The organism is Labrenzia sp. PHM005 (genome assembly GCF_006517275.1).
In the GTDB taxonomy this organism is placed as follows: Bacteria; Pseudomonadota; Alphaproteobacteria; order Rhizobiales; family Stappiaceae; genus Roseibium.
This window is the reverse complement of sequence record NZ_CP041191.1, coordinates 2,355,321-2,376,158: the sequence shown is the minus strand read 5'-3', so window position 1 is coordinate 2,376,158 and position 20,838 is coordinate 2,355,321. Positions and strand designations below refer to the sequence as shown.

At 56.9% G+C, this 20,838-nt stretch carries 17 protein-coding genes; 6 read left to right on the top strand and 11 right to left on the bottom strand.

All coding sequences use genetic code 11. The features are described from left to right. Nucleotides 1-106 precede the first annotated feature (106 nt). From FJ695_RS10710 to FJ695_RS10690, 5 genes are read left to right on the top strand one after another with little or no spacing between them, the layout of a single operon-like run. Nucleotides 107-1,129 (top strand): glycine betaine/L-proline ABC transporter ATP-binding protein, encoded by a 1,023-nt coding sequence (locus tag FJ695_RS10710; protein WP_141185442.1) that lies wholly within the window; start codon nucleotides 107-109, stop codon nucleotides 1,127-1,129. Further along, nucleotides 1,126-3,120 (top strand): proline/glycine betaine ABC transporter permease, encoded by a 1,995-nt coding sequence (locus FJ695_RS10705; RefSeq protein WP_141185441.1) that lies wholly within the window; start codon nucleotides 1,126-1,128, stop codon nucleotides 3,118-3,120. The genes FJ695_RS10710 and FJ695_RS10705 overlap by 4 nt, the downstream gene beginning before the upstream one ends. A gap of 3 nt (nucleotides 3,121-3,123) precedes the next feature. Next, nucleotides 3,124-4,005, top strand: a complete 882-nt coding sequence (locus FJ695_RS10700) for a choline/ethanolamine kinase family protein (RefSeq protein ID WP_141185440.1) — start codon at nucleotides 3,124-3,126, stop codon at nucleotides 4,003-4,005. Between the two features lie 8 nt (nucleotides 4,006-4,013). Then, complete coding sequence (locus tag FJ695_RS10695; protein ID WP_141185439.1) at nucleotides 4,014-6,461, top strand: FAD-dependent oxidoreductase; 2,448 nt, start codon at nucleotides 4,014-4,016, stop codon at nucleotides 6,459-6,461. Nucleotides 6,462-6,506: 45 nt separating this feature from the next. Further along, nucleotides 6,507-7,280, top strand: coding sequence for an inositol monophosphatase family protein (locus FJ695_RS10690; protein WP_141185438.1), 774 nt, complete (start codon nucleotides 6,507-6,509; stop codon nucleotides 7,278-7,280). 113 nt (nucleotides 7,281-7,393) lie between these two features. On the opposite strand, the gene FJ695_RS10685 is transcribed toward FJ695_RS10690, so the two are convergent. Next, nucleotides 7,394-8,296 (bottom strand): LysR family transcriptional regulator, encoded by a 903-nt coding sequence (locus FJ695_RS10685; protein WP_141185437.1) that lies wholly within the window; start codon nucleotides 8,294-8,296, stop codon nucleotides 7,394-7,396. Nucleotides 8,297-8,411: 115 nt separating this feature from the next. Between FJ695_RS10685 and FJ695_RS10680 the strand changes: the two genes are divergently transcribed. Further along, the gene (locus FJ695_RS10680) at nucleotides 8,412-8,708 is read left to right on the top strand and encodes a hypothetical protein (protein ID WP_141185436.1); all 297 of its coding nucleotides are present in this window, start codon (nucleotides 8,412-8,414) and stop codon (nucleotides 8,706-8,708) included. A 49-nt stretch (nucleotides 8,709-8,757) separates the two neighbouring features. Here the strand turns inward: FJ695_RS10680 and FJ695_RS10675 are convergent, their stop codons facing one another. From FJ695_RS10675 to FJ695_RS10630, 10 genes are read right to left on the bottom strand one after another with little or no spacing between them, the layout of a single operon-like run. After that, nucleotides 8,758-9,483 (bottom strand): SDR family oxidoreductase, encoded by a 726-nt coding sequence (locus tag FJ695_RS10675; protein WP_141185435.1) that lies wholly within the window; start codon nucleotides 9,481-9,483, stop codon nucleotides 8,758-8,760. Continuing rightward, complete coding sequence (locus tag FJ695_RS10670) at nucleotides 9,480-10,259, bottom strand: cyclase family protein (RefSeq protein WP_141185434.1); 780 nt, start codon at nucleotides 10,257-10,259, stop codon at nucleotides 9,480-9,482. Before FJ695_RS10670 ends, FJ695_RS10675 begins: the two co-directional genes overlap by 4 nt. Beyond that, nucleotides 10,256-11,512 carry an SDR family NAD(P)-dependent oxidoreductase gene (locus FJ695_RS10665; protein ID WP_141185433.1) on the bottom strand — a complete coding sequence of 419 codons (1,257 nt, stop codon included), beginning with the start codon at nucleotides 11,510-11,512 and terminating at the stop codon, nucleotides 10,256-10,258. The genes FJ695_RS10670 and FJ695_RS10665 overlap by 4 nt, the downstream gene beginning before the upstream one ends. Further along, nucleotides 11,509-12,684, bottom strand: a complete 1,176-nt coding sequence (locus FJ695_RS10660) for a thiolase family protein (protein ID WP_141185432.1) — start codon at nucleotides 12,682-12,684, stop codon at nucleotides 11,509-11,511. Before FJ695_RS10660 ends, FJ695_RS10665 begins: the two co-directional genes overlap by 4 nt. Continuing rightward, entirely contained in the window at nucleotides 12,681-14,306 is a 1,626-nt protein-coding gene (locus FJ695_RS10655) for an AMP-binding protein (RefSeq protein ID WP_141185431.1), read from the bottom strand. The genes FJ695_RS10660 and FJ695_RS10655 overlap by 4 nt, the downstream gene beginning before the upstream one ends. Further along, nucleotides 14,303-14,779: an aromatic-ring-hydroxylating dioxygenase subunit beta gene (locus tag FJ695_RS10650; RefSeq protein ID WP_141185430.1), complete on the bottom strand. Its 477-nt coding sequence runs from the start codon at nucleotides 14,777-14,779 to the stop codon at nucleotides 14,303-14,305. Before FJ695_RS10650 ends, FJ695_RS10655 begins: the two co-directional genes overlap by 4 nt. Further along, nucleotides 14,776-16,122 (bottom strand): aromatic ring-hydroxylating dioxygenase subunit alpha, encoded by a 1,347-nt coding sequence (locus FJ695_RS10645; protein WP_209011111.1) that lies wholly within the window; start codon nucleotides 16,120-16,122, stop codon nucleotides 14,776-14,778. The genes FJ695_RS10650 and FJ695_RS10645 overlap by 4 nt, the downstream gene beginning before the upstream one ends. Nucleotides 16,123-16,133: 11 nt before the next feature. Beyond that, the gene (locus tag FJ695_RS10640) at nucleotides 16,134-17,075 is read right to left on the bottom strand and encodes a PDR/VanB family oxidoreductase (protein ID WP_141185428.1); all 942 of its coding nucleotides are present in this window, start codon (nucleotides 17,073-17,075) and stop codon (nucleotides 16,134-16,136) included. Between the two features lie 30 nt (nucleotides 17,076-17,105). Further along, nucleotides 17,106-18,647 carry an indolepyruvate oxidoreductase subunit beta family protein gene (locus FJ695_RS10635; RefSeq protein ID WP_247653820.1) on the bottom strand — a complete coding sequence of 514 codons (1,542 nt, stop codon included), beginning with the start codon at nucleotides 18,645-18,647 and terminating at the stop codon, nucleotides 17,106-17,108. Next, the gene (locus FJ695_RS10630) at nucleotides 18,644-20,809 is read right to left on the bottom strand and encodes an indolepyruvate ferredoxin oxidoreductase subunit alpha (protein WP_141185427.1); all 2,166 of its coding nucleotides are present in this window, start codon (nucleotides 20,807-20,809) and stop codon (nucleotides 18,644-18,646) included. Before FJ695_RS10630 ends, FJ695_RS10635 begins: the two co-directional genes overlap by 4 nt. Nucleotides 20,810-20,838: the final 29 nt, after the last annotated feature.

Genomic DNA, 20,838 nt, shown 5'->3' with positions numbered 1-20,838 from the left:
ATCAATAAAACAGGGCCGTCTGTTCCCCGATTGGCCCTGATAACTTGCCCCATCGACTTTTTTTCACCGTCACGTGCCAGCCAAGGCGTGACTGCGGAGCGCATGTATGCCGTCTCGGATCAAATTGTCCTGCCGGAATGTCTGGAAGCTCTACGGAGCGGACGCCAATTCCTTTCTGGCTCAAAGCAACGCGCTGGATGCGGAAGATATCCGGCGGGCGGGACTGATCGGCGCGGTCCGGAACGCCAGCATTGATATTGCCGAAGGCGAGATTTTTGTGATCATGGGCCTCTCGGGGTCCGGAAAATCAACACTGGTCCGCTGTTTGTCGCGTTTGATCGAGCCAACCGGCGGTGAGGTTCTTTTTGACGATGTTGATCTACTTCGCGCCAGCGATCAGGAGTTGATCGAGATCCGCCGCCACAAAATGGGGATGGTCTTTCAGCATTTTGCTCTGCTTCCGCACCTGACTGTGCTGCAGAATGTCATGTTTCCCCTCATGATACAGGCGGTTCCGAAGTCAGAAGCGGAAACCAAAGCCCAGAATGTTGTCGACCTGGTTGGTCTTAAGGGGCGGGAAGACAATTATCCACGAGAGCTGTCGGGCGGACAGCAGCAGAGGGTTGGCATCGCACGGTCGCTGGTGACCGAACCGGACTTGTGGTTTCTGGACGAACCTTTTTCAGCACTAGATCCGTTGATCCGGCGCGAAATGCAGGACGAGTTTTTGCGCCTGCAAGCCCGGCTTCACAAAACAATCGTCTTTATAACCCATGACTTTGATGAAGCGGTGCGTCTTGCAGACCGCATTGCGATCATGAAGGACGGCGAAATCATCCAGGTCGCAACGCCAGAAGATCTGGTCATGAACCCGGCGACCGACTATGTGGCCGAATTCACTCGCCATATTCCGCGTTCTAAAGTTCTGACAGTCGGAGGGCTGTTTCAGTCCGGAGGCTTCGGCGAGGGAATTCCGGTCACGATCTCCGATAAAATCTCCGACGTGGCCGAGCGCATCATTGCAGCGGACAAACCTGTGCCGGTCGAAGATACATCTGGGCAAATTGTTGGTTCGATTGACCGTGCGGCTGTCGCCAGCACCTTATTCGGCCAAGGCCGGCCTAAATGAGCAGCTGGGCCAACAAGCAAATGTATGCGATGTGGGGGATGCTTCTGGCCACCATCGTCATCGGCTACAATGGCCGGGATCTTGCCAAGGCACTGGATGCAAGGTGGCTGGTCAAGTTTCCGTCGGCTTGGGTCATTCCTCTAAAGAAACATATCTCGGCTGCAATGAAATGGCTGGTCGAAGATGCGGCCATCGGACCGGTTTCGTTCACCGATCTGACACGTGGCATCGCCTGGCTCATCGAACAGCCTTATCACTTTGCTTTGGCCTTGCTGGCAGATGGGTTTGTCATCGGACAAGGCGCGGACGCCTATACCCTTTTGCCTGCCATAAGTTGGATTGTCGTGACAGCGGCGGTCATCGCGCTCGGGCAATATTGCCGGAACTGGGGCCTGGCGGCGCTGGTCGGGGCGTGCTTCGTCTATTTGGCTGTCTTTGGCCAATGGGACAGCGCCATGGTGACATTGGCGTCCGTCATGATCGCAGTTCCAATCGGAGCAGGTGGCGGATTGCTTCTGGGGATCTGGGCCTATCGCCACCCAACAGGCGAACGGGTCTTATCCCCAATTCTGGATTTGATGCAGACGATGCCAATTTTTGCGTATCTTGTGCCGATCCTCTTCATGTTTGGCTTTGGGCCAGTCTCGGCTTTGGTCGCAACCATCATCTACGCCACTCCGCCAATGGTTCGTGTGACCACCTTGGCGCTCCGGTCCGTTGATCCGGAAATTGTTGATTTTGGCCGCATGGCCGGCGCAACCGACCACCAGCTCATGTGGCGCGTTCTGGTGCCTTCGGCGTCGCAAACCCTGATGGTGGGCGTCAACCAGGTGATCATGCTGACGCTGAACATGGTGATCATCGCCTCGATGATCGGTGCAGGAGGTCTCGGCTTCGATGTGCTGGCAGCGCTGCGGCGTCTGGATATTGGAGCCGGGTTTGAAGCCGGCATTGCCATCGTGGTTCTGGCCATTTCCGTTGACCGGCTCAGTCAGGCCTTCGCTGAGCGGATGGGGCAAGTCCACAAGCCAGTCCCAGGTACCTGGATCGCACGGCACCGCCGTACCGTACTGGTAGTCGGATTGCTGCTTGCCACCTGGGTTTTGGGGCAGTTTTCACCGCTTCTGCTGAAGTACCCAGATGCGCAGACCATCACTACCGGTGCGTTTTGGAACGATACGGTCAAGTACCTGAATGTAAACTACTTTGATGTTTTTGAAGCCATAAAAGTGTTCTTCCTGACCTGGTTCATGCTGCCGATCAAGAAGGTCCTTTTGGGCATTCCGTGGCCGCTGGCCATCGCCCTCATCACATTTTTGGGCTGGCGTGCCGGCGGACGGAACCTGGCACTTATGTGCGCCGTCATGTCGATCTTTATCGCAGTTACCGGGCTTTGGACCAAGGCGATGGTCACGGTCTATCTATGCGGGGCATCGGTTATTCTGGCGACACTGATCGGCGTCCCACTCGGCATTCTGGCGGCTTTGAACAAACGCGCGGGACAGGTCATCAATCTGATGATCGACACGCTGCAGACGCTGCCGAGCTTTGTGTATCTGATCCCGGTCGTCATGTTGTTCCGCGTCGGTGACTTCACCGCGATGATCGCCATCGTTCTTTATGCTCTGGCACCGGCTGTACGCTATGCAGCTCACGGGGTGCGCGGTGTCAGCAAGGATCTGATTGAAGCAGGCCAGGTGTCCGGCTGCACGCGTTTCCAGCTGTTGCGCCATATCCGGTTACCGATGGCCTTGCCTGAAATCCTGTTGGGGCTGAACCAAACCATCATGCTGGCGCTGTCCATGCTGGTCATCACCGCGTTGGTCGGCACCCGCGACCTCGGCCAGGAGGTTTATATCGCCCTGACAAAGGCGGACACCGGCCGCGGCCTTGTTGCTGGTCTTGCCATCGCATTTATCGCCATCATTGCCGACCGTATCTTGAAAGCCAGCGCCCGCGGCGCCCGCGTTCGTTTCGGATTGGAGACCTGACCAATGAGCCAAACCGATTTGCTGTCCCGCATTCAGGCTTTGCCGATCTGGCAAGGCAAGATCAGCGCCACACCGCTGACCGGCGGGATCACCAACGTGAATTACCTTGTAGAAGATGAGGAGACGAAATATGTCGTCCGCGTTGGGGATGACATCCCATTGCATCAGGTCATGCGGTTCAACGAGCTGGCTGCCTCAAGAGCGGCACATGCAGCAGGCCTGTCGCCAGCCGTGGTGCATACGGCCGACAATCTGGTGGTGCTGGAATATATCGAAAGCAAAACACTTTCAGAAGCAGACATTCGCGACCCCGAAGTCTTGCCGAAGGTGCTTGATCTCGTCAAAACCTGCCATCGCGATGTTGCAAAAAACTTGCGCGGGCCGGCGCTGGTTTTCTGGGTGTTTCACGTCATTCGCGACTACGGCGCGACCTTGAAAGATCGTGGCTCAGCTCATCAAAAACTTTTGCCAGATCTCATCAAGACTTCTGACCTGCTGGAACAAGCTGCCGGTCCGTTTGACATTGTGTTTGGCCACAATGATCTGTTGTGCGGCAATTTCTTGGATGATGGTCAGCGTTTGTGGCTGATCGACTTCGACTATGCCGGTTTCAACAGTCCGCTGTTTGACCTTGGCGGCTTGGCATCAAACAACGGTCTCGCACCGTCTCAGGAAGACTGGATGCTGGAGACCTATTTCGAAACGCCCGTCAGGGACGAATTGCGCCATCGCTACAACGCCATGAAATGCGCCTCGCTGTTGCGGGAAACCATGTGGAGCATGGTTTCGGAAATCACCTCCGAAATCGACTTTGATTACGCGGCTTATACGGCCGAGAACCTCGGGCGGTTCCGCTCGGCGTTTCATGACTTCCAGTTAAGTTGAGGACTGACATGACCAACCTTCCTAAAACCGCCAAGGCTGTGATCATTGGCGGCGGCATCATCGGCTGCTCAACCGCCTATCATCTAGCCAAATTGGGCTGGACCGACACGGTTCTTCTGGAACGGAAAAAGCTGACATCCGGCACGACTTTCCACGCTGCCGGCCTGGTCGGGCAGCTTCGGTCCAATGCCAATATCACCCAGCTGCTTGGGTACTCTGTCGATCTTTACAACAAGATTGAAGAGGAGACCGGGCTCGGAACTGGCTGGAAGATGAACGGTGGCCTGCGTCTTGCCTGCAATGAAGAACGCTGGACGGAGGTCAAACGCCAGGCCACCACGGCCCACAGCTTCGGCCTGCCAATGGAATTGCTGACGCCCAAGGAATCTCAGGACCTATGGCCGCTCATGGACATTTCGGATGTCGTCGGTGCAGCCTTTTTGCCAACCGATGGTCAGGCCAATCCATCTGACATTACCCAGGCGTTGGCTAAGGGTGCCCGGATGGCCGGCGCGCAGATCTTCGAGGACACCAAGGTCACGGATATCGAAATTGAAAACGGCAAGATCCGGGCTGTTGTCACAGAACATGGCCGCATCGAATGTGAAAAGGTCGTCTGCTGCGCCGGCCAATGGACACGGGACTTTGCCAAGCGGTTCGGCGTGAACGTGCCGCTGGTACCAATGGAACACCAGTTCATGGTCACCGAAGCTATAGAGGGCGTCACCTCGACGTTGCCGACGCTGCGCGATCCGGACCGGTTGACCTACTACAAGGAAGAGGTCGGCGGCCTGGTGATGGGCGGTTATGAACCCAATCCCATTCCATGGGCGGTCGGCGGCATTCCGCAAGGCTTCCACTACACATTGCTCGACAGCAACTTCGACCATTTCGAGCAATTGATGGAGCTGTCTCTGGGCCGGGTTCCCGCGCTGGAAACCGCTGGCATCAAGATGTTGACCAACGGACCGGAGAGTTTCACCCCCGATGGCAATTTCATTGTCGGGGAAGCACCGGAACTGAGCAATTTCTTTGTCGGTGCAGGCTTCAACGCCTTTGGTATTGCCGCAGGCGGTGGCGCGGGCATGGCGCTTGCTGAATGGGTACACAAGGGCGAACCGCCATTCGACCTGTGGTCAGCAGATATCCGACGCTTTGGCCGACCGCATTTCGACACAGACTGGGTGCGCACGCGCACCGTTGAAGCCTATGGCAAGCACTACACGATGGCCTGGCCACATGAGGAAAACAAGTCCGGCCGACCGTGCCGCAAATCTCCGCTGTACGACCTATTGGCTTCACAAGGCGCGTGTTTCGGCGAAAAACTCGGCTGGGAACGTCCGAACTGGTTTGCCGACGGAGCCAAGGGAGAAACAGCCAAGGACGACTACAGCTTCGGCCGGCAAAACTGGTTCGAAGCGGTGGGGCGTGAACATAAAGCGGCCCGGGAAGCTGCTGTTGTGTTCGATCAGACGTCCTTCGCCAAATTCGCCTTGAAAGGTCCCGATGCGGCCACGGCACTCAACTGGATCTGCGCCAATGATGTCGACAAACCCGCCGGATCGCTCGTCTATACGCAGATGTTAAATGACCATGGCGGCATCGAGTGTGACCTGACCGTCGCCCGTGTGGCCGAGGACGAGTTCTATATCGTCACCGGAACTGGCTTTGCTACCCACGACTTTGATTGGATTAGCCGCAATATCCCGCAAGGCATGCACTGCCAGCTGTTCGACATCACCTCATCAAATGCAGTTCTGTCGCTGATGGGCCCCAAGGCACGCGCGATCCTGGAAAAAGTCACACGCGATGATGTCTCCAATGATGGCTTCAAATTCGGCACCATCCGCACGATCGGTATTGCAGGCTGTCCGATCCAGGCGCTGCGAGTGACATACGTTGGTGAACTCGGCTGGGAACTGCATCTTCCCGTCGAATATGCCCAGACGGTTTACAAGGCGCTCATGGAAGCCGGTCAGGATCTCGGTCTGGTGAATGCAGGCTACCGGGCAATTGAATCCCTGCGTCTGGAAAAAGGCTACCGGGCCTGGGGCTCTGATATTGGACCGGATCACACGCCGTTTGAAGCGGGCCTGGGCTGGGCCGTCAAGCTGCGCAAGGACGTGGATTTCAAAGGCCGGGCGGCGGCCGAAAAACAAAAAACGGACGGCGTCAAGAAAATGCTGGCGTGTTTTACTGTCGACCCGTCAGTTGTGCTGCTCGGACGTGAAACGATCTATCGCAATGGCGAGCGTGTTGGCTGGCTGACTTCCGGTGGGTTCGGTTACACGGTCGGCAAATCCATCGGGTATGGCTATGTGCGTTGCCAGCATGGTGTTGATGCCGAATATGTAACCTCCGGAGAATATGAGCTTGAAGTCGCAACGGAGCGTGTGCCGTGCGACGTCACGCTTCGCCCGCTTTACGATCCCCAAATGGAACGTGTGAAAGCCTAGGCTGGCATTCCAGTCCATGCGGCAGGTTTGAAGGAGGGAAATGCGATGACGGCCACACAAGCGATTTCCGACCATGCTGAAAACATCTGCAATTTGGCGTCTAAAACCGCAATGCACTATTTCCGGGGCGCGCTTGGCGTTGAATTCAAGGCCGACGAAAGCCCGGTTACCCAGGCGGACAAGGCGGTGGAAACCGAAATCCGCCGGTACATCAAACAGCATTTTCCAGATCACGGCATCTTGGGCGAAGAGCATGGGCGGGAGGATGGAAAAGATGACCGCCTGTGGGTCATCGATCCGATCGACGGCACCCGGTCTTTCCTCTCCGGGCATCCGCTCTTCGGTTTTTTGCTTGCGCACATAGTGGATGGCACACCGGAATTCGGAGCCATATGCATGCCGGTCCTGAACGAAACTTTTTTAGGTCTCAAAGGAATTCGCGCAACGTTGAACGGGCAACCGATACGAACGTCCCCAAAACGGGCATTGGCAGACGCGATCCTCTATATCAATGAGGGCGAGAAAATCTACCGGGACCATCCTTTGGTGTTCGACCGTCTTCTGCAGGCTGGGCAGACGCGCCGGTTTGCCTACGACTGCTATCCCCATGCGCTACTGGCTGCCGGACATGTCGACGCCGTGGTTGATTATGATCTTCAACCTTATGATTTTTTGGCTGTTTCAGCAGTTGTCGAAGCGGCCGGTGGTATCATGACCGACTGGCAAGGGCAGCCGCTTACGCTGAACTCTAACGGCGCAGTCGTATCTGCTGCCAATCCGGAGCTTCATGCGGAAACACTAAAAACAGTTTCAGGCTAGATTCTCACATCTTATTGGCAGTATCCCGACACTAGTTAATCATTGGCCCTGATAACGGAATTACAATTTCGAAAAGTCAAACACTCTCACTATCAACATTGTGAGAGTTTACCCTAAAGGCTGGTTTTAACGATTTCCTGCAACAGATCACGCAAGGCAATATGCTCAGGGTCCTTGTCCAAACGCCGGTGCCAATGGATCGACGTGGAAAATCCATCCAGCTCGAATGGCAATTCAAAGACCTGCAGGCCGAATGCCTTCGCCCCCATCAGAGCGACTTGGCGCGGCAAAGTGAGTAGAAAATCAGTCCCGGCGACATACTGGCAGGCCGAAAGAAAATGCGGTGTGCTGACCTGAACATTCCTGGTCAAGCCTTTCTCAGCTAGCTTGTCGTCAACAAGTCCAGAAAAACCGCCTTTTTCTGGTGACACAATCATGTGCTGCAGCTTCACATATTCCTGCAAGGTCAAACGCTGCCCAACGGCCGAATGACCGCCACGGCACACACAAACGAAATCCTGAAAATAAAGTTCCCGGCTGATCAGGTTCTTATATGGGTCGCGCAGATACGCCATAACAATGTCCACCCGACCGGCCACAAGCTCATCTGCCAGAGTGACCCGATTGAAGGGCCTGATCTCGATCCGCACATTCGGTGCTTCCTCAGAAAAACCTGAAATAACAAGCGGAAGGATCAGACACTCTTCCATGTCGTGAGCAACGATCTTAAAATTCCGCACCACCTGCTTCAGATCAACAGCACGCTTGCTTTGCGTTTGAGTTAACTCCTTCAGCCGTTCAACATGCTGCTCAATCTCAGGACCGATATCTGTTGCAAATTTGGTTGGCACCACACCGCGACTGGCACGAATAAAGAGCTGATCACCAAACTGATGCCGTAACCGCGCCAGTGCATTGGAAGCCGCTGGTTGGGTCAGGCCGAGGACGGCAGCCGCCTTGGATATGTTGCGGTGGCGCATGATTTCAACAAACACCGGAAACAGATTGTAGTCCACGAAACGCCCCTAAAATATCACCTCAATCAATATCAGATTATACAAATAATAAATTTCAATAATATCTCGTTCTGCCCTACCTATGGTTCAGGCACACACAAAACGGAGATCTCTCATGAAAAACGTATTGGTTGAATATACTTACACTGGAAATGAAGAAACCTGGCAGCAGCTGATCGCCGATTTTCTGAACGCTATCGAAGCAGACAACAGATTGAAGGGTCACTTCCACTATCAGGTCTTCATCATGCCTGAGGGGCGCCGGGTCCACATCGGACGCTGGGACTCCGAAGAGACCCTAAAGGCTCTCCAGTCGCAGCCGTTTTTCAAGACTTTCGCTCAAGGCATTCAGGCACTCGCCAGCGATTTCAAAAGCGGGTTTGGAAACGAAGTCTTTTCCACCGGCTCTTAATAAATCGGCGAAGATGCCGAAGCCGGTCGGCATCTTCTCCCATAGCGGACTAAAGCGAAAGGGTGCCGACACTTGCCCCGCCACAGACAAAAAGGGTCTGCCCGGTAACGAAGCTGTTTTCGGGGTCTGCGAAATACAAGAACGCGTTGGAGACGTCGCGTACCGTACCAAGACGCCCAACCGGCAGGCTTTTGGCAAGTTGGGTTTCCCGCTCTGAGCCTTTTGGGACAATGCCCCAGAAATTGTCCGTGAGGACCGGCCCCGGCGCGACCACGTTCACGGTAATCCCGTGCGGGGCCAGTTCCAATGCCCAAGTTCGGGCCATACCGATCATGCCGGCCTTGGCTGCAGAATAGGCTGTGCGTGTCGGCACACCAAGGGCCGCACGCGAGCCATTGAACAGCACGCGGCCAAAGCTGCGCGCCTTCATCGCCGGTAAAAACGCCTGCAACAGAGTCAGTGCGGAGCCCAACTGCAATTGGGCCAAACCGGTAATGTCCGCCGGTGTTGCTTCTTCCAGAAGGTTCGGCCAGATCACACCTGCGTTCTGCACAAAATGTGTAACCTCATGCCCGGCCGCAATGTCGCGGGCGGTTTCGGCCACCGCCTCGGCGTCCAGGAGATCGGCGGACATCTGGATCAATTCCCCCGGCGCATCCGGCGACTTCCCTCGGGCGATTGATATGACCGTGTAGCCCTTGTCCAACATCCGCTCAGCAAGGTCCAGCCCGATACCTTTGCTCCCCCCCGTGATAACTGCGGTGTAATCCGTCATGAGCTTTTCTCCACCAGAGCCATTACGCGCAGCGGACTGCCGGTGCCGTTCTTGATCTTCAAGGGCGCGGCCAACAAAAAGGCGCCTGTCGGCGGCAAGAGATCGAGATTGCACAGGCACTGCAGACCGTACTTACCGGCACCGTGAAGCGTGTAGTGCGCAGGATATGGCGGCGTATGATGCATGCCCTGCCCTGCGTCGGTGCCGACGGTTTCGGTGCCGAATCCACGTATCTTCCGGGTTTCAACCAAATATCGGATACCCTCCGGCGTCGGACCGGGAGAATGCGGACCATCATCGCGCATGTTCAGGTAGTCTTGACCGCTTCGTTTGGACCAGTCGGTGCGCATCAACACCCAGCTGTTTTCGGGCACCGGCCCATGCACAGCTTCCCAGGTCTGGATGATCTCTGCAGTCAGCTCAAAATCCTCATCGGCAGAGGCACCTTTAGAACAATCGATGACAACGACCGGACCGGTAAACTGGTCAACCGGGATCTCATCGACCGCGCCATTGGGCACGTCGCGCCCGGAGATCCAGTGCGAGGGCGCATCAAAATGCGTGCCGGTATGCTCGGACATGGAGATGTTGTGCCATTTCCACGCAGGACCGCGATGATCATAGGCGCTGACTTCCTCCATCCGGAAACGCGCGCATTGGCCAAATTCCGGCGGTAGAATGATGACCGGAAAATCAGGGTCCAGCGTATGGGTTAGGTCAACCACTTCAATGGTTCCGCCGGCAATCGCTCCCGCGAGCTGTTTCAGGACGCTCATAAGCTGCCGTCTCCGCTGGTCATTTCCCGTTCAAGGATTTTTGGTCCCGCACGGAAGCGCTCGATCATGTCTTTCGCAACATCCCCGCAATAGACATCTTCCAATCCATCACGCAGTCCTTGCACCACGGACCTTGCAATCGCATTCGGCAACACCTTGGGCGGTGGCAGCGGTTGATGCCAGTCATCTTCTGTCGGCCCGACAAACACGTTCATCAGCCGCAGTCCACTCGGGCGGAATTCGGCGCGCAGACACTGACTGAGCGACAAAGCGGCGGCATTGGAAGCTGAAAAACTTCCAAACTCGGCGACATTCACGAGGGATGCCGCCGACAGGATGTTGACCCAGGCGACCGACGCATTCACCCCATCCGCAGTCCGCGCGCACATGCCTGGCCCAAAAGCCTGCGCCAGACGCATCAGGCCCATGTAGTTCACTTCGATTTCTTCGTGGGCAAACGCGGTGTCACCACGCGTCATCACGCCGCCCGGGCGGATGAACCGGGCGTTGTTGATCAAGACATCGGTTTTGCCGCCAATCTCGCCGGCAAGTTCCCGGACGGATGCGGTGTCAGTCACATCCAGCGGCAGGATCTCAACCCCGGGGATCGCCTCAAGGGAAGAGCGGTTGGGATTCGGCCGCCAGCTTTCAGCCTCGCCGATGAAAATCATCGACGCCTGAGCCTCTGCCAACGCTTTAGCCAAAGCCGGGGCATTTGCGTTCCGCCCATCCGAGATGAGGACGCGGCGGTGTTTTGGATCGGAGGTAATGGCACGCAATTGGGGGTCGTCCTCCATGTTTGGGGTAGCCTCTTCCGGCACAGCCAGGATCACCCCCTGACCCGAGCGGTCGAGCCGGTTCCACAGCACCACACGCGAGCGCGGTTCGACATCGCCGTGCACATGGCAAATAACCGTCGGTCCTACATCCAGCTTGACCGATCCGGTGCGCCAAGGAGCCCGTTCCCGGAAATAAAGATTGGTCGAGGTGCGGACCATCGTTTCTGCCAGAAGCTCGCCCGTGGGCGGAACATCCTTCCATTGCAGGTCAACCGACAAGCAAGAACAGCAGGCATCGCGCGCAGGATACTGGACAGCGCCGCAGTCACCGCAGACTTGGAGCATAAAGCGTCCTTCGGCTGCGGCAGCACTCAAGCCGAGCGACGCCCGGCTACGGCCGCCGGGCGGGCTCGTTGGGCTGACCGTGCGCTTTTGCGGGTTCTTCTTCGGAGGCGGAGCCAAAGGTGTTGTCATGTGCCCGCTCCTTTCAAGATCGCCGCGCTGGTACAGACACCACGGTCATAATTGATCATTCCAAAGCCTGACACCATTGCCGTTTTTGCGTTCGCCACCTGCGTTCCACCGGCTTGTCCAGTCACCTGCCGGATCGCCTCGACCAGTCCAATAAACCCGCCTGCAGCACCCGCTTGGCCGCCTGAGAGCTGGCCACCCGAAGTGTTGTGCGGGAAATCGCCTTCAATCGTCAGGTCATGACTTTGTACAAACTGTGGGGCCTCGCCCTTGCCACAGAACCCGAGATCCTCGATCTGCATCATTGAGATCACGGGATAATCGTCATAGGTTTGCAGGAGATCGATGTCTTCCGGTGAGCAACCGGCCTGCTGATAAAGCTCTTCAATATCCAAGGTCCAGCCACCACGTAGCTGGATCGCGTCTTCGGCGTGGGCGTTGTGGCGTTCGATGGCCCCGCCAATGGTGGCATATGGCAGCCCCCGTTTTTCGGCCTCATCCACCGTCATCACCAGAAACGCTTCTGAGCCGGCACAGGGCATAACACAGTCGAAGAGCGCGATCGGATCGGCAATCGGCCGGGCGTCGAGATACTGCTCGAGCGTCAAAGGCTTTTTCATCACCGCGCACGGGCTCTTAAGCGCATTGGCTCTTTGGGCGACACAGATCTTGCCGAAATCTTCGCGCGTCGCGCCATATTCCTGCATGTACCGGTCGGTCAAAAGAGCAAAGTTCGCATTCGGACCGCCATAGCCATACGGATAGCTGGCATCCATGGAAAAGCGGGAAAAGCTGGACAGCATGTTGCGGAAGCTGTCGATGTGGTTGGTATCGCCTGAAACACACGCCACGATATCGGCGTCACCGGTCTGAACCGCACGGGCTGCGCGGCGCAAGGACACCACGCCGGACGCGCCGCCCATCGGGATGTGGTCCAGCCAGCGCGGGCAAAGGCCGAGGTGCTGGGTCAAGCCAACAGCTGTATCGGGAAACAGCGTAAAACTGGCGACCGAGAACCCGTCCAGATCACGAGATTTCACCCCCGCAGCATCCAGCGAGCCTTTAAGCGCCCGCGCGATCCACCAGTGGGCGGTTTCGATGGAGTACCGCTGATAAGGGACCGAAACAGGAGCAACCAGCGCAACGCCGTCATAGGACTGTCTTTTACGGCTCATGCCACCTGCCGCTTTTTCAGTTTGGTCGTATTGTACGTCCCAGTATCTGCCAAGAGCGCTGCCGCCATGGTTTTCAATTCAGCCCGCTGGATTTTTTGGGTCGCGGTGAGCGGCAGTTTTTCAACAAACGCAATGTAGCCCGGCACCTTGTAATAGGCCATCTGGCCCAACGCCCATGTCACGATCTCCTGCGCTTTGTCTTCCCCGGGATTGGCAACTTTCAGGCAGGCAAACACTTCGTCGCCGCGAATGGGATCAGGCACCGGCGCCACCGCAGCAGCTGAGATCTCCGGATGGCGCATCAGAATGGATTCGACTTCAACAGCGGCAATGTTCTCGCCGGAACGGCGGATCACGTTCTTCTTGCGATCAACAAAGAAGAAATAACCATCCTCGCCTTGCCGCACGATATCGCCGGTGTGGAACCAGCCGTTTTCCCAGGCCTCTTCGGTCGCTTCAGGGTTCTTGTAGTATTCACTGAAAAACCCAAGGCGTGGAGCACCACCCTTGCGGCGCACGAGAAGCTCGCCTGGTTGCCCTTCGGGCACTGGATTGCCGTCATCATCGGCCAGAAGAATATCCAAGAAATCCGGCGCACGTCCGAGCGCGGCCTTGCCAATTACGCGGTTATCGGTGTGGTTTGAGATGACAGCACCGGCACCGGTTTCCGTCATCGCCCAGGCTTCTGTCAGCGGAAAGCCAAACCGCTCCTCAAACACAGCATGCAATTGCGGATCGACCCCTGCCCCGAACCCAAAACGCACTGAATGGTTCCGGTCAGCAGGCGATGGCTCGGCCGTCATGAGCATGGAGGGCATGACGCCAAGATAATGAAGACAGGTCGCCTTGCTGTCGCGAACATCCTGCCACCAGCTGCGCGGATGGAAACGGTCAACCGCGGTCAGACATCCCCCTAAAGTGATCATGGCCATGAAGGAATAGGCCATGGCGTTCATATGAAAAATCGGCAGAGGGGTTATCATGCGCTCGCCGTCTTCGGTCAGCGACACGATGCCGTCCAGCGTGGAGTACCACCGCCCAACCTCGAGAAAATAGCTGTTGGCCAACACGCAACCCTTTGGATTGCCGGTCGTCCCGGATGTGTAAAGAACCGCCGTTTCCCGGTCGAAGTCATGATCTGCCGAAGCCGCGACAACAGCATCAGCGCGCGGGGCCGGCACAGCATCGCCAATCGCAATTGCCTGAACATCAACACCAGCAGTGTCGGCAGCAGCCTGCAATTCACCAATGCGCGTCTGGACCGTGATGATAAGCGCCGGTTCGGCATGCCCGATCAGATATTCCAGCTCGGCAGCCCTGAGATCCGGATTGACCGGCACCACCGAGGCGCCGATCTTGTTGAGCGCCAGCCAGATCAGAAAAAAATCTGGCCGGTTTTCGAGCAACAGGGCAACACGCATGCCCGAGTCATATCCCGCATCGGCAAAGGCGTTTGCCCAGGCTTCGACACGGTCCATGGCTTGAGCATAGGTGATTTCGCCAGCCTCGATGCCATAAACAGAAGCCGTCTCCGACAGCACATTCAGTATTGGCCGCTTGCCATGTTTTTGGCAGGCAGAGGCGAACACCTCATACACGGTCTGTGTGTCTTGCGGGATCATGGCAGCAGCTGAATGTTTCCAAAGGCGGCATCGGAATTCAGCAGCTCAACCCGCTTGTTCGCGATCCGCAGCTTGCCGCCGACCAGTTTCAGCTCGTGCGTTGCGGTCAGCGCCAGCAAAAACTGCTCGTCGAGCCGCGTCTCCACATAATGCATCGACGTATTGGTTTCGAACTCGCCTGCGTCTGCATCAAACTTATCGACAAACGGGCGCTGAATGACATGGCTGCAGCGGCTCTTTGGTTTCTGGCTGAATGTCCGCTCGCCGTTCAATCGTTCAACCCGCAGCTTGCGCATGAAGTCGTCTTCATAGAGCAGAGACGTCAGGGTCGGATCCGTCTGTTTGTAGTCCAGCGGCATCCAGTAGATCCCCTCCGGCAGCCACAATTCCAGCCATTCGGAAAACCGGCCCTCATCCAGCATCCGGACCTCTTCATAGATGAAATCAATGATGTCCTCGCGCGTTACAGTCATTCTGCGGCCTCCGGTGCGGCCTGTTCCATCGACAGGGTGATGAACTTCTTCCACGCATGCATCTGATTGCGCATCTGGCGCTCCGTCGTGCCGTTCTCCACGGCGACTTCGTCGAAGTTTTCCTCGCCAGGATAAAGCCGCTGGATATTTATCCACTCCATGCCGTCCGCATGGAGGCCTTCCTGCGCCCGCTCGTACATCTCCAGATCGTCATGTCCGACAATGGACGTCGGCGCATTGATCAGGCGGTTGTACATAGACGTGCGTTCCAACAAATAGTCCGGTGCACCAACAAGACGGAACACATGGCTTTCCACCAATGTCTCGTTGGGGCCGAGCGGAATGAAATTCCGTAATTGCTGGACCGGCCCCTTGATCATGATGTTTGGAAAATAGACGGTGTTGTGCCGGTTCTCATCCAGAACCGCCTTGGCCTTTTCTTCGCCATGGGCCTCGACCAGTGCGTTCCAGTATTCCGATGTTTGCGAATAGTCGGAGTGAATAGAGTGGTGCACACCGGTGTGCCCGTGCCCATTCGGCCATGTTCGGATGCCCATCTCTTCGAAGAACTCATAAGGGCTCATGAAGGGCGCGATGATCTCCATCGCCATAGGCTTGGGTTTGTCTTCCGGCCAATTGGCTTCGTCGAACAGACGGACGGCCGTGCCAGCGGAACTTTCATGGGCGACCATCGGGTGGCAAGTGTCGGTCTGGTTGTCAACCAGCATCTTCCAATTGCACTTGTGATAGTAGCGCAGGGGCGGACCCGCCACTTCAAGCCGCTGTTCAGGCGCCCGGTCGACCATATTGTCGACGGAGCTCATGGCGTCGCCGAAATAGTCTTCGAAACTGATGCCTTCTTTTGCGACTCTGGCAAAGACAAAACCGCGGTAGTTTTTGACCGCGCCGACGGGCGCCATCCCCTGTTTGGCCTCGCTATCGTCAAACCCAGTATCGGCATAGCCTTTCTTCAACGGGATCGCGAGTAGGCAGCCATTCGTCTTGAAACTCCAGGCATGGTACGGGCAGCGGAAGAATTTACCGGTATTTCCTGACCGGTCGATGGCGATCTTTGTGCCCTTGTGTGGACAGCGGTTGAACAAAACATAGATCTCACCGTCGGAGTGACGCACCATGATCACCGGCTGATCGCCGATTTGCGTAGTGATGTAGTCGCCCTTTTTCGGCGTCTGACTGTCATGGCCGACATACACCCACGTGTTGCGAAACAGATGCTTCATCTCCAGATCGAAGATCTCTTTGTCGATGTATGTATCGCGATGAACCTGGTGCTCCTCCACCAGCGCAGCGACGGCTGCCGGATTATCGGCGTATTTGCCCATCATCCCTCTCCCTAGATATCCAGCACCAGCCGCGCGGATTTTGCCCGGCTGACACAGATTTGCATAATACTTCCGGAAGCGCGTTCGGCATCGGAAAGAACAACATCACGGTGGTCAGGCGTGCCACTGACCACATCTGTCTGGCAGATGCCGCAGTCGCCCCGCGCACAGTCGTACATGACATCCACGCCGTTTTCTTCGAGCACTTCAACAATGGTCTTGTCGGCAGGAACAGAGAACACCCGCCCATCGGATATTTCGACCTCAAATGGCTGATCACCGTCATGGCTGGCGGGTGATGCAAAGAGTTCGAAGTGGATTTGCTCCTTGGCAAAACCAGCCGCCTCGGCGCGCTCCCGCACTGCTTCGATCATGCCTTTGGGGCCGCAGCAATAAATGTTGGTATCCGAACTAGCATCCCCGATGAGCCGATCCAGTTCGATCATCTGCTGGTCGTCAAACCACAGTTTCAGCGCATCACCGAATTGCGTTTCCAGTTCTGTTCGAAACGCACAGATCGCGGCACTGCGCGTAGCATAGTGGAAGGCGAAGGGAGACCCGCGGGCGGTCAGCTCGGCGGCAAAGGAAATGATCGGCGTCACCCCGATGCCGCCGGCGATCAAAAGAGCGGGGGCAGAACCGGCATGCAGATGGAAATCGTTCTTGGGAGGCGTGACCGATACCGTATCACCCACGGAAAGGGCATGCATCGCCTTCGAGCCGCCGTCGCCGTCGTCTTCTCTTTGTACGGCCACGTGATAGGCAGCAACAGGAGTCGCGCGGGTTTCAAAATCCACTAGTGAGTAAGACCTTGTACCGGCGCTGCCGAGATCAAAATCGATATGTGCCCCGGCATCATAAGCGGCCAAATCACTACCGTCTGCAGCCACCAGCGTGAACAGTTTGATCCGGTCTGTCACCGTGTCGATTTGTTGGATCTTCAGTTCAGGCATCAGGATCGCTTTCCGTCTCAGCAGATGGCTTCAGGTGTCAGTGAAAGATTGGATGGTTTTCAAGGCACCCTCAAGCGCCTCGCCGTTTTCGTCCTGCAGGGCCGCTTCGCGCAACCGGCGCAGCCAGTCCGCGGCATCAGAGCGTCCGGACAAAGAGGCAAGTCCGGAGAGCACTTTGTCGAATTTGGAATGCCCTCGAGCATGGGTGTCCGAGTACCCTTTGATCAGACGCTGGCATTTGAAGACTTCAACACCAAGCGCGCAGTCGGTCTTAGCGGCGGTTAGTGCGGTATCCATCAATCGGCCGAGATGCGTGGCTTCGGTGGCGTGGCGCAGCAGGCGGCGGCGCATCGGCCGCAGCCCTGCTGCCAGCCACAACATCAGAAAGCCGCTCAATTTATCGGTCCGCAGGCGTTTGCCGTTGCCAGCCACCATACCAAGTATCTTTTGCATCCAAGGACTGCCGTCAGCCTGGCGCCCGACCCCGGCCGGCAAGATCGAGATCAGCTCTTCTGTGCGTGGATGGAAATACTCGGTTACCTGCACGATCCCGCTTTCCGGGATCTGCTGCTCCTGACGCAAACGGGTACTGCGCGTACCACGCGTTTTCAGATCGGCCACACGGATGATGTCGTCATAGCACATGGCATTGGCGATATATTTCGCGGCCACATCCGTCAGGGCATGGTTCGGTACATCACTGTCAGCTGCCAGCACGGTGTTGAGGTGGTCCAAATACTCAGCACCATAAGCCAGGTCCTGATAGTCGACCACCTTGCGCAGGCCTGCATGCGCCATGGCTTGCACGGTTTCTGGCAGGTCTGCGACGCGGCGCTCCAGTCCCGCCCACTCAGACAGAAGCTGACGAGGCCCCTCAGCCTTCGGCATGGCCTTTTCCGGGCGGGTGACCGGTGCCGCTTCGTCGAAATTGAGCACAGCGCGGAATGACTGCAAGCTGGCCTCAACGCCCTTCCCCGACTTTCGGATGACCTCTTCATAGAGTTCGGCTGGGAAAGGCAGCGCCTTGCTGCGCGCCAACCCACCAAACAAGCTCGAGGAAATCACGCTGCCATTCTCAAGGGCCAGCTTCTCCATGTCGAAACAAATCAGGTCCTTCGCTCCTGACACGAGGCTGCCGCGCACTTCGGCGCTGTCGCCACGCCCGTCACCCGGTGTTTGTTTCTCCGACACGGCAAGGATGCGGTGGCTGGAGGCAATCATCGTGGTTCGATCGGGCGTGACAAAGCCGCGTTGCAGAGCGCGTCCGGCCTCCATCAATTCCGACGCGATCAGCACATCGACGTCTCCGGGCGTGGGCGAGAGTGCAAAAACGGCCTTAGCGCCCGATTTCGGAGCCATCTCTACATAATAAATCGTGGCCCCGGTGCGCTGCGCGACACCGGCAACGGAAGTGACCTGCGCATCATAACCGCCAAGTTCTGCGAGGTCGGCCACCCAGTTGGACAAAACGCCGCCGCCCTGCCCGCCAACGGCGTGAATGGCGAGCTTGAGAATGGACGAGGACGTATCTGCCTGCATCAGATTGTTTTCGAGCCTTTCCGAAACATTCATGACGACGCCTCACTGGAAAAGCTCAGCCTGCGCGCCTGCCGGCGGCCTTGCAAAAAGCCGATGACCGCTTGACGCATACGGCTCAACATTGTGTCGACCCGGCTCGGATTCTGGACAAGATCGGCCTGATAGAATGACGGGCACAACACCGCGGCATCAGCGACCTCGCCACAGTTGCCACAGCCCACGCAATTGGTGTCAATCGCGGCCACCGGATCATCGCGCAAGGGGTCATCCAGATCTTTTACGGACAGCGACGGGCAGCCCGATAGTCGAATACAGGCATGATCGCCGGTACACACATCCTCGTCCACACCAAACCGGGTGCGCAGCATGCGCTTGCCCTCGTCCAAGGCCTTCCGCTTGGCCGGCTTTTCGCGGCGCTGCCGGTTCAACATACACTCCGAGGAGGCAACAATGACTTTGGGGCCGGTTTCCTTGGTGGTCAGCGCCTCGTGCAGCGTATCGCGCATCAGGCCGACGTCATAGGTGCGGTCAATCTGCCGAACCCATTTTGCTCCAATGCCTTCAACCGCCTTGCTGATCGGGTTTTGAGTGTTGCGGTTTTTGCTGTTGACCCGCGACGACAACAGATCCTGTCCGCCAGTTGCCGACGTATAGAAGTTATCGACAATCACGATCACACCGTCATTGTCATTGTAAACCGCGTTGCCGATCGAGCTGGTCAACCCGTTGTGCCAGAAGCCGCCGTCACCGATAAAAGCGATCGAGCGTTTGCTCGCCCCCTTCACGTTAAAGGCCGAGTTTGAGGCTGGTCCAAGCCCGTAGCCCATCGTCGTGCCGCCGATATTGAAGGGCGCATTGATGGAAAACAGGTGGCAGCCGATATCGCTGGCGATCTGATGTTCGCCAAGGTCGTCCTGCACCAACTTGGTCGCCGCGAAAATCGGGCGCTCGGGACACCCGACGCAGAAGCCTGGCGGACGCGCCGGTACATTCCGGTCAAGCCGGTCGTCGCGCAACGCGGGCGGCCGGTTCGGCGCCCGTCCGATGGCGGGCAGCAGATCACGGCCATGGTCACGCAGGAATCCCGAGATGGCGTCATACATAATGGCGCCGGTCAATTCTCCGGCAGTCGGAAAGCGAGCTTCGCCCTTTCCATCGACCTGTACTGTCTTGCCCGCTTTGTGCAAGATCGCGCGAATGTTCTGCTCTAAAAAATCAGGATAGCCCTCTTCAACGATCAGAACCGCGTCTTTGCCCTCTGCAAACGCCAGCACCTCGTCTTCGACCAGCGGATAGACCACGTTCAATACGTAAAGCGGAATGTCCGTCTGACCGCTCATCCCCGCAAGACCCAAACGCTGAAGCGCCCGGATGACGCCATTGTACATGCCGCCCTGAAGGATAATGCCAACCTTTCCGGTAGCATCTCCAAACAGTTCATTGAGTTTCTCGTCGGCAATAAACTTCTTGGCCGCCGGGATGCGTTTTTCGACTTTTTCCTGTTCGTGCAGGAAGGAAGCAGGCGGCAGGACAATCCGGTTCACATCGCGGCTGGGTGCTTCCAGCGCGTCCCCAACGGTCATTGCAGGGGCAACGTTATCGGCTGCAGTGAAAGAGCCGCGCAGATGACAAGAGCGTATCCGCACTTGCAGCATCACAGGTGTATTGGATTGTTCGGACAGCCGGAAACCATCGCCCACCGATTTCACGATGGACGGTAAGTTGGGACGTGGATCGAGTAACCAGATCTGGCTCTTCATCGCAAAAGCGTGGCTGCGCTCCTGCATAATAGAAGACCCCTCGCCGTAGTCTTCCCCGACTATAACCAACGCCCCGCCTGTGACGCCGCCGGACGCCAGGTTGGCCAGTGCATCGGAGGCGACATTGGTGCCAACAGTGGACTTGAAGGTAACCGCACCGCGGATCGGATAATGAACTGATGCGGCCAGCATAGCTGCCGCAGTTGCCTCGGATGCACTGGGTTCAAAATGAACGCCGAGCTCCTCCAGAACGTCCTGGGCATCTGAGAGCACATCCATGAGATGGCTGATCGGCGAGCCTTGATAACCGCCAACATATCCCACACCGTTTTCCAGAAGGGCCTTGGTGATGGCAAGGATACCTTCACCGGCGAACTCCTCGCCTTCACCCTTCCTCAGGTGCTTCACCTCGGTTTTGAACGATCTCTCAGCCATGGGTCTCAATCATTTTATATGATTTTTCA